This window comes from Nocardioides sp. (genome assembly GCF_024509035.1).
Classification (GTDB): Bacteria; Actinomycetota; Actinomycetes; order Propionibacteriales; family Nocardioidaceae; genus Nocardioides.
On record NZ_JANINT010000299.1, the window covers coordinates 1 to 850 of the forward strand.

The window sequence follows — 850 nt, forward strand, 5'->3', positions numbered from 1 at the left end:
CGATCGGGGCGTGGGACAGAAGACGGCGCTGATCACCGGGATCACGGGGCAGGACGGCTCGTACCTGGCCGAACTGTTGCTCGCCAAGGGCTACGTCGTGCACGGGTTGCGGCGGCGGTCGTCCACGTTCAACAGCTCCCGGATCGAGCACCTCTACCAGGATCCGCACGACCCGGAGACCCGGCTGTTCCTGCACTACGCCGACCTGTCGGATGCGGCCAACCTGATCCGGCTGCTGCACCGCGTCCAGCCCGATGAGGTCTACAACCTGGCCGGACAGTCCCACGTCGGCGCCAGCTTCGAGGAACCCGAGCACACGGCGATCACGACGGGAGTCGGGCCGATCACGCTGCTGGAGGCGATCCGGACCGCCGGGATCGGCTGCCGCTTCTACCAGGCGTCGAGCTCGGCGATGTACGGCGCGGCCGCCGGCCCCCAGGACGAGCGGTCGCCGTTCCGCCCCAGCTCGCCGTACGGCGCCGCCAAGCTGCACGCCTACTGGTCGACGGTGACCTACCGCGAGGGCTACGGGATGTTCGCGGTCAGCGGGATTCTGTTCAACCACGAGTCGCCCCGGCGGGGCGAGACGTTCCTGACCCGCAAGGTGACTCGGGCGGTGGCGCGCATCCAGGCCGGTCTCGAGGACTACCTCTACCTCGGCAACCTCGACCCGACGCGCGACTGGGGCTACGCCCCCGAGTACGTCGAGGGCATGTGGCGGATGCTCCAGGCCGACGAGCCCGACGACTACGTCCTCGCCACCGGCACGACGTACAGCGTCCGCGACTTCGTCGTCGCGGCCTTCGAGCACGCCGGCCTGGACTGGGAGAAGCACGTGCGGCGCGACGAG

The 850-nt window shown here is 69.8% G+C and carries 1 protein-coding gene; it reads left to right on the plus strand.

Annotated features, from left to right (window positions below):
- Positions 1–10 precede the first annotated feature (10 nt).
- The coding region (gene gmd / locus Q0L15_RS19465; protein WP_296606226.1) for a GDP-mannose 4,6-dehydratase at positions 11–850 on the plus strand (840 nt) is incomplete at its 3' end.